Raw genomic sequence first — 7,721 nt, 5'->3', positions numbered from 1 at the left:
GGTAGGGGAGGCGGGGGCGAAACCCTCTCCCGCCCGCCCGGCGGCGCCGGTACCAGTCGCGGCAACCCGTACGGCAGTGCCCCGTACCAGACCCACGCCACCGCGAAGCCGAACCCCAGGCACAGCACACCCCCCACCGCGTCCAGCCAGAAGTGGTTGGCCGTGGCGACGATGACGATCAGCGTGGCCGTGGGGTAGAGGAGGCCGAGGACCCGGACCCAGGGGACTGACGCGAGGGCGAAGATCGTCAGGCCGGACCAGACGGACCAGCCGATGTGCATGGAGGGCATCGCGGCGTACTGGTTCGACATGTTCTTCAGGTCGCCGGACGCCATGGAGCCCCAGGTCTGGTGGACGACGACCGTGTCGATGAAGTCGCTGCCGTTCATCAGGCGCGGCGGCGCGAGCGGATACAGGTAGTAGCCGACGAGGGCCACACCCGTGGTCGCGAACAGCACCATGCGGGTCGCCGCGTAACGGCCGGGATGGCTACGGAAAAGCCATACTAGGACACCGAGCGTGACGATGAAGTGCAGTGTCGCGTAGTAGTAGTTCATGCCGACGATGAGCCAAGCCACCGAGTTCACGGCGTGGTTGACGCTCTCCTCGACGGCGATCCCTAGGTGGTGCTCCACCTTCCAGATCCAGCCGGCGTTGCGCAGCGCCTCGGCCTTCTGCTCGGGAACGGCGTTGCGGATGAGCGAATACGTCCAGTAACTCACCGCGATCAGAAGGATCTCGAACCAGAGGCGGGGGCGACGGGGCCTGCGCAGTCGGCGCACGAAGTCCTGGCCCGCGCGGCGGCGGCCGTCCACCTCGTCCGCGACGGGCGTCGGACCGGCCTGCTGGCCTTCCAGAGTCGTCACCGTCGTCTCGCCCATGGGTGAAGAGTCTGCCAGAGAATCTGTCCCCCACCGATCATCCGTCGGTTGAGTCCTGGCCGCACGTTCTACGCCTGAGGGACGTAGGAACGCGGCGTTTTCTACTGCCTAGGGACGATTTCTTTCCCCAGGGGACGAAGCGGTCGACCCCCGTACCACCAGCTCCGGCATGAACACGAACTCACTGTGGGGAGCCGGTGTTCCCCCGATCTCCTCCAGCAACGTCCGCACGGCGGCCTGGCCCATGGCGGGCACCGGCTTGCGGATCGTGGTGAGCGGCGGGTCGGTGAACGCGATGAGCGGGGAGTCGTCGAAGCCGACCACCGAGACGTCCCGCGGAACCTCCAGGCCACGCTGCCGCGCCGCACGGATCGCACCGAGCGCCATCATGTCGCTGGCGCAGACGACGGCCGTGCACCCGCGGTCGATCAGAGCGGTGGCGGCGGCCTGGCCGCCCTCCAGCGTGTAGAGGGAGTGCTGCACCAGCCGCCGCTCGACGTCGTCCGTACTCAGGCCCAGCAGGTCCTGCATCGTCCGCACGAAGCCCTCGATCTTCCGCTGTACGGGCACGAACCGCTTCGGGCCCAGAGCGAGCCCGATGTTCGTGTGACCCAGCGAGACGAGATGGGTGACGGCGAGGGTCATCGCCGCGCGGTCGTCCGGCGAGATGAACGGGGCCTGGACCTTCGGCGAGAACCCGTCCACGAGGACGTAGGGGACGCCCTGGCCGCGCAGCCGCTCGTAGCGCTGCATGTCCGCGGAGGTGTCGGCGTGCAGCCCCGAGACGAAGATGATGCCGGCGACACCACGGTCGACGAGCATTTCCGTCAGCTCGTCCTCGGTGGAGCCGCCCGGAGTCTGGGTCGCGAGGACGGGGGTGTAGCCCTGCCGGGTCAGGGCCTGGCCGATGACCTGGGCCAGTGCCGGGAATATCGGGTTCTCCAGCTCCGGCGTGATCAGGCCGACCAGGCCCTCGCTGCGCTGCCGCAGGCGTACGGGGCGTTCGTAGCCGAGGACGTCCAGTGCGGCGAGTACGGACTGGCGGGTGGTGGCGGCGACGCCCGGCTTCCCGTTCAGGACGCGGCTGACGGTCGCTTCGCTCACCCCCGCCTGGACTGCGATGTCGGCAAGCCGTGTGGTCACAGGGCTGGACTGTACCGGCCGGTTATCGCCGTGCACACCGGTCCGGCGTGGTGGGCGACCTGGTGACCGGCCCGGTCCGGGCTGCTGGGTCATCGCGCTCCCTGGTGAGAGTGGCGGCAAGGGCTTGCAGAGTCTTGCATAAGCAGTACTGGCTGGCCTACGTCCGTATCTACGTCCGTAATCAGCGTCTCACGATGGTCGCTCCGGGGTCACGCCCGGATAACTTCGTAGATCACTTGCACTTTTTTGCTGCAAGCTCTTTCGCGACTCTTGCAGCGCTGTTACGTTCAGCGTCGCCCGGCGGCGGCAGCGACGCGGTCCGCGAGTCGGCGGCGAGCGGCGGACGGGGCCGCTCTCAACACCACACGGGCTTTCACCCTCAAGGAGAACTCATGCGGCGTGGCATAGCGGCCACCGCGCTGGTGGCGTCCCTCGCCCTCACGGCGACGGCCTGCGGCGGAAGCGACAGCGGCGACAACGCCGGCGGTCCGGTCACCATCACCTGGTGGGACACCTCCAACGCCACCAATGAGGCACCCACGTACAAGGCCCTGGTCAAGGAATTCGAGAAGGCCAACCCTGACATCAAGGTCAACTACGTCAACGTGCCCTTCGACCAGGCGCAGAACAAGTTCGACACCGCCGCCGGCGCCAAGGGCGCCCCGGACGTCCTGCGCTCCGAGGTCGGCTGGACCCCCGCCTTCGCCAAGAAGGGCTTCTTCCTGCCGCTGGACGGCACCGAGGCCCTCGCGGACCAGGACAAGTTCCAGTCCAGCCTGATCGAGCAGGCCAAGTACGACGGCAAGACGTACGGCGTCCCCCTGGTCACCGACACGCTCGCGCTGGTCTACAACAAGGGCCTCTTCAAGCAGGCCGGCATCAGCAAGCCGCCCGCCACCTGGGACGACCTGAAGAAGGCCGCCGCCACCATCAAGGACAAGACCGGCGTCGACGGCTACTGGGGCTCCACCCAGGCCTACTACGCGCAGTCGTTCCTCTACGGCGAGGGCGCCGACACGGTCGACGCCGACGCCAAGAAGATCACCGTGAAGTCGCCCGCCGCGGTCAAGGGGTACGAGACCTGGGAGAGCCTCTTCGACGGCAAGGGCCTGCACAAGGCCGACACCACCGCGGACGCGTACGCCCATATCCAGGAGGCGTTCGTCAGCGGCAAGGTCGCCTCGATCATCCAGGGCCCCTGGGAGATCACGAACTTCTACAAGGGCTCGGCCTTCAAGGACAAGGCCAACCTCGGCATCGCCACCGTCCCGGCCGGCTCCACCGGCAAGGCGGGCGCCCCGACCGGCGGCCACAACCTCTCCGTGTACGCCGGCTCGGACCAGGCGCACCAGGAGGCCTCGCTGAAGTTCCTGAAGTTCATGACCTCGGCGAAGTCCCAGGAGACGATCGCCCTCAAGAACTCCACGCTGCCGACCCGCGACGACGCCTACACCGCCGAGGTCAAGGCCGACCCGGGCATCGCCGGCTACCAGGACGTGCTCCCCGCCGCCCAGAAGCGCCCGGCGCTGCCCGAGTACAGCTCCCTGTGGACCCCGCTCGACACCGAACTCAACGAGGTCGCCGGCGGCAAGAAGTCCCTCGACGAGGGCCTGAGCAGCGCTCAGACCGCGATCGCCAAGCTGGTCCCGGACTTCAGCAAGTGACTCCGCGTGGCCGTCGGGTCCCCCTGAGCTCGGGGGAGGGACCCGACGGCCACCGGCCTGCCGCCACCCGGCTCACCCCTGATCCGCAGATCTCCACGAAGGTTGCCGACCATGACAGTCGCCATCGACCGCGCGACCGGCAAGCGCCGCGGTGAGCGAGCGCCGCGCCCCGGGCCACTGAGGCGCCTCAGGCACAGCTACCAGAAGTACTGGTACGCGTACGCCATGATCACGCCCGTGGTCGTCGTGCTCGGCGTCCTCGTGCTCTACCCCCTGGGGTACGGCCTCTACCTGTCGCTCACCGACGCCAACAGCCTCAACACGGCCCGCACGATCGGCGTCAACGAGATCGAGGCCACCTACAAGTTCATCGGCCTCGACAACTACGCCGACCTCCTGTGGGGCGAGACCGCGTACGACCGCTTCTGGTCGCACTTCATCTGGACGGTCTCCTGGACGGCCGCCTGCGTCGTCCTGCACTACTCCATCGGCCTCGGCCTCGCGCTGCTCCTCAACCAGAAGCTGCGCGGGCGCACCTTCTACCGGCTCATCCTGGTCCTGCCATGGGCCGTGCCCACCTTCGTCACCGTCTTCGGCTGGCGCTTCATGCTCGCCGACAGCGGCGTCATCAACTCCGCCCTCGACGCGCTCCACCTGCCGACCCCGCTGTGGCTGGAGGACACCTTCTGGCAGCGGTTCGCCGCGATCATGGTCAACACCTGGTGCGGGGTGCCGTTCATGATGGTCTCGCTGCTCGGCGGGCTGCAGTCCATCGACTCGACGTTGTACGAGGCCGCTGAGATGGACGGCGCGACGGCCTGGCAGCGGTTCCGGTACGTCACGCTGCCGGGCCTGAGGTCAGTCAGCTCCACCGTCGTACTCCTCGGCGTCATCTGGACCTTCAACCAGTTCGCCATCATCTTCCTGCTGTTCGGCAACACTGCCCCCGACGTCGACATCCTCGTGACCTGGGCGTACTACCTGGGCTTCGGCCAGCAGCCGCGCGACTACGCGCAGTCGGCGGCGTACGGCATCCTGCTCCTCTCCATCCTGATCGTCTTCACCTCCGTCTACCGCCGCTGGCTGAACCGCAACGATCCGCAGCTCGCGATCTGAGGCAGGAGTCCCCATGAGCACCTCGACCCTTCCGACCACCTCCGCTGCGGATCAGGCCCCGGACGCGGTCCGGCCGCGCAAGGTCCGCCGCCGCGGTGATCGCGGCCTCGGCGCGTCCCTCGCCTCCCACGGCATCCTGATCGTCGCGAGCCTGATCGCGCTGTTCCCGATCGCCTGGCTGGTCTTCCTGTCCCTCGGCCCGGACAAGGACGACTACCTCCACCCCGGGCGCATCTTCGGGAAGATGACCTTCGACAACTACGTCTTCGTGCTCCAGGAGACAAAGTTCTTCGACTGGCTGACGAGCACGCTGATCGTCTCGCTCGGTGCGACGCTCATCGGCGTACTGGTCGCCTCGACGACCGGTTACGCGGTCTCGCGGATGCGCTTCCCGGGCTACAAGAAGTTCATGTGGGTGCTGCTGGTGACCCAGATGTTCCCGATCGCCGTACTGATCGTGCCCATGTACCAGATTCTGTCGGAACTCCAGCTGATCGACAGCTACCTTGGCCTGGTCCTCGTCTACTGCTCGACGGCCGTGCCGTACTGCGCCTGGCTGCTCAAGGGCTACTTCGACACGATCCCGTTCGAGATCGACGAGGCCGGGCGCGTCGACGGGCTGACCCCCTTCGGCACGTTCGCGCGGCTGATCCTGCCACTGGCCAAACCGGGCCTGGCGGTCGCCGCGTTCTACAGCTTCATCACCGCGTTCGGCGAGGTCGCGTTCGCCTCGACGTTCATGCTGTCCGACACGAAGTACACGTTCGCGGTCGGGCTGCAGAGCTTCATCAGCGAGCATGACGCGCAGCGGCATTACATGGCCGCGACGGCTGTGCTGATCGCGGTGCCGGTCTCCGCGTTCTTCTACCTTGTGCAGAAGAACCTGGTGACCGGGCTCACGGCGGGCGGCACAAAAGGCTGACCGTCACGTCCCGTACGACTCCCGCGCGCACACCGCGCGGGTGGCGGCCGCGGTGCCCATCCGACCCCGCCGGCACCGCGGCCGCCTCACATCCGTGACCCGGAAAACTCCGGGACTTCCGTAAACCGCCGAAAACCTGCAAGCGCCACAATTCCGTAGAACGGTGAATCCGAAGCCCCGTGAATCCGTAGACGCATCGACAGACCTCAGTGAACCGACCCCAGTTACGCATCAAGGACGCCATGAGCCAGCACTCCACTGACCCGGCCCCGGCCCCCGCTTCGACGTCGGCTCTCGCCACCGTCGCCAGACACCGCGACTGGTGGCGGGACGCGGTGATCTACCAGGTCTATCCGCGCAGCTTCGCCGACAGCGACGGCGACGGCATGGGCGACCTGGAGGGCGTACGTTCCCGACTGCCGTATCTGCGAGACCTCGGCGTGGACGCCGTGTGGCTCAGCCCCTTCTACGCCTCGCCGCAGGCCGACGCCGGCTACGACGTCGCGGACTACCGGGCCGTCGACCCCATGTTCGGCAACCTGCTCGACGCGGACGCGCTGATCCGCGACGCCCATGAGCTGGGCCTGAGGATCATCGTCGACCTGGTGCCCAACCACTCCTCCGACCAGCATGAGTGGTTCAAGCGGGCGCTCGCCGAGGGGCCGGGCTCCGCGCTGCGGGACCGTTACCACTTCCGCCCCGGCAAGGGCGCGAACGGTGAACTCCCGCCCAACGACTGGGAGTCCATCTTCGGCGGGCCCGCCTGGACGCGGGTGACCGAGCCGGACGGTACGCCCGGCGAGTGGTATCTGCACCTCTTCGCGCCCGAGCAGCCCGACTTCAACTGGGACCATCCGGCCGTCGGCGACGAGTTCCGCTCGATCCTGCGGTTCTGGCTGGACATGGGCGTCGACGGCTTCCGTATCGACGTCGCCCACGGACTGGTGAAGGCCGAGGGACTGCCGGACCTGGGCACGCGCGAGCAGGTGAAACTGCTGGGCAACGATGTCATGCCGTTCTTCGACCAGGACGGCGTGCACGCCATCTACCGGCAGTGGCGCACGGTCCTCGACGAGTACGCGAGAAATAAGAAAGGGCCCGAAGGGCCTTCCTTGGAAGGGCGGTGGTGGGAGACGGGCGGGCGCATCTTCGTCGCCGAGGCGTGGACCCCGACCATCGAGCGCACCGCCAACTACGTACGCTCCGACGAACTGCACCAGGCCTTCAACTTCCAGTACCTGAGCACGTATTGGGACGCGGCCGAGCTGCGTACGTGCATCGACCGCACCCTCGACGCGATGCGCCCCGTGGGCGCCCCGGCCACCTGGGTGCTGTCCAACCACGACGTCACCCGGCACGCGACCCGGTTCGCCAACCCGGCCGGCCTCGGCACCCAGATCCGTATCGCCGGAGACCGCGACCTCGGCCTGCGCCGGGCCCGGGCGGCGACGCTGCTGATGCTGGCGCTGCCCGGCTCGGCGTACATCTACCAGGGCGAGGAGCTGGGCCTGCCGGACGTCGTCGACCTGTCGGACGAGGTGCGCCAGGATCCCGCGTACTTCCGGGGCGCGGGCCAGGACGGTTTCCGCGACGGCTGCCGGGTGCCGATTCCGTGGACCTGTACGGGATCGTCGTACGGCTTCGGCGCCGGCGGCAGCTGGCTGCCGCAGCCCGCCGATTGGGCCGAGCTGAGCATCGAGGCACAGACCGGGACCGAGGGCTCCACCCTGGAGCTGTACCGCTCCGCACTCGCCGTACGCCGTGAGCAGCCCGACCTCGGCGCAGGCGACCGCGTCGAGTGGCTGAAGGCCCCTGAGGGCGTACTCGCTTTCCGCCGCGGGGGGTTCACCTGCACGGCGAACACCGGGAACGACGCGGTGACGGTACCGGCGTACGGCCGAGTCCTGCTCACCAGCGGCGAGGTGACGGTCACGGACGGGGGAGAGGCGAAGGTGCCGGGGGATACGACGGTTTGGTGGACGACGGGCTGAGTAT

6 protein-coding genes are annotated in these 7,721 nt (G+C 68.0%); 4 read left to right on the top strand and 2 right to left on the bottom strand.

Features of this window, described 5'->3' with window-relative positions:
- Both G6048_RS31550 and G6048_RS31545 read right to left on the bottom strand, forming a co-directional pair.
- Positions 1–881, bottom strand: an 881-nt coding sequence (locus G6048_RS31550; protein ID WP_165343010.1) for a phosphatase PAP2 family protein, incomplete at its 3' end; no start/stop codon positions are given.
- A 108-nt stretch (positions 882–989) separates the two neighbouring features.
- Positions 990–2,024 carry a LacI family DNA-binding transcriptional regulator gene (locus G6048_RS31545; RefSeq protein WP_328827514.1) on the bottom strand — a complete coding sequence of 345 codons (1,035 nt, stop codon included), beginning with the start codon at positions 2,022–2,024 and terminating at the stop codon, positions 990–992.
- Positions 2,025–2,416: 392 nt separating this feature from the next.
- On the opposite strand from G6048_RS31545, the gene G6048_RS31540 reads away from it, so the two are divergent.
- The 4 genes from G6048_RS31540 to G6048_RS31525 all read left to right on the top strand — a co-directional run bounded on the left by G6048_RS31540 (position 2,417) and on the right by G6048_RS31525 (position 7,717).
- Positions 2,417–3,688: an extracellular solute-binding protein gene (locus tag G6048_RS31540; RefSeq protein ID WP_165343008.1), complete on the top strand. Its 1,272-nt coding sequence runs from the start codon at positions 2,417–2,419 to the stop codon at positions 3,686–3,688.
- A 111-nt stretch (positions 3,689–3,799) separates the two neighbouring features.
- Positions 3,800–4,804 (top strand): carbohydrate ABC transporter permease, encoded by a 1,005-nt coding sequence (locus tag G6048_RS31535; protein WP_165343007.1) that lies wholly within the window; start codon positions 3,800–3,802, stop codon positions 4,802–4,804.
- A 13-nt stretch (positions 4,805–4,817) separates the two neighbouring features.
- Positions 4,818–5,726 (top strand): sugar ABC transporter permease, encoded by a 909-nt coding sequence (locus G6048_RS31530; RefSeq protein ID WP_165343006.1) that lies wholly within the window; start codon positions 4,818–4,820, stop codon positions 5,724–5,726.
- A 242-nt stretch (positions 5,727–5,968) separates the two neighbouring features.
- The gene (locus tag G6048_RS31525) at positions 5,969–7,717 is read left to right on the top strand and encodes a glycoside hydrolase family 13 protein (protein ID WP_165343005.1); all 1,749 of its coding nucleotides are present in this window, start codon (positions 5,969–5,971) and stop codon (positions 7,715–7,717) included.
- The last annotated feature ends 4 nt before the right edge of the window (positions 7,718–7,721 follow it).

Source organism: Streptomyces ureilyticus (assembly GCF_011045025.1).
Classification (GTDB): domain Bacteria; phylum Actinomycetota; class Actinomycetes; order Streptomycetales; family Streptomycetaceae; genus Streptomyces; species Streptomyces ureilyticus.
Note: the sequence above shows the minus strand (reverse complement) of the source record. Positions and strands in the feature narration are given on the sequence as shown.

Bases quoted from the DNA above. Each gene is read 5' to 3' on its own strand.
- G6048_RS31540 (WP_165343008.1), top strand. From the start codon at position 2,417: ATGCGGCGTGGCATAGCGGCCACCGCGCTGGTGGCGTCCCTCGCCCTC.
- G6048_RS31525 (WP_165343005.1), top strand. From the start codon at position 5,969: ATGAGCCAGCACTCCACTGACCCGGCCCCGGCCCCCGCTTCGACGTCG.
- G6048_RS31535 (WP_165343007.1), top strand. From the start codon at position 3,800: ATGACAGTCGCCATCGACCGCGCGACCGGCAAGCGCCGCGGTGAGCGA.
- G6048_RS31530 (WP_165343006.1), top strand. From the start codon at position 4,818: ATGAGCACCTCGACCCTTCCGACCACCTCCGCTGCGGATCAGGCCCCG.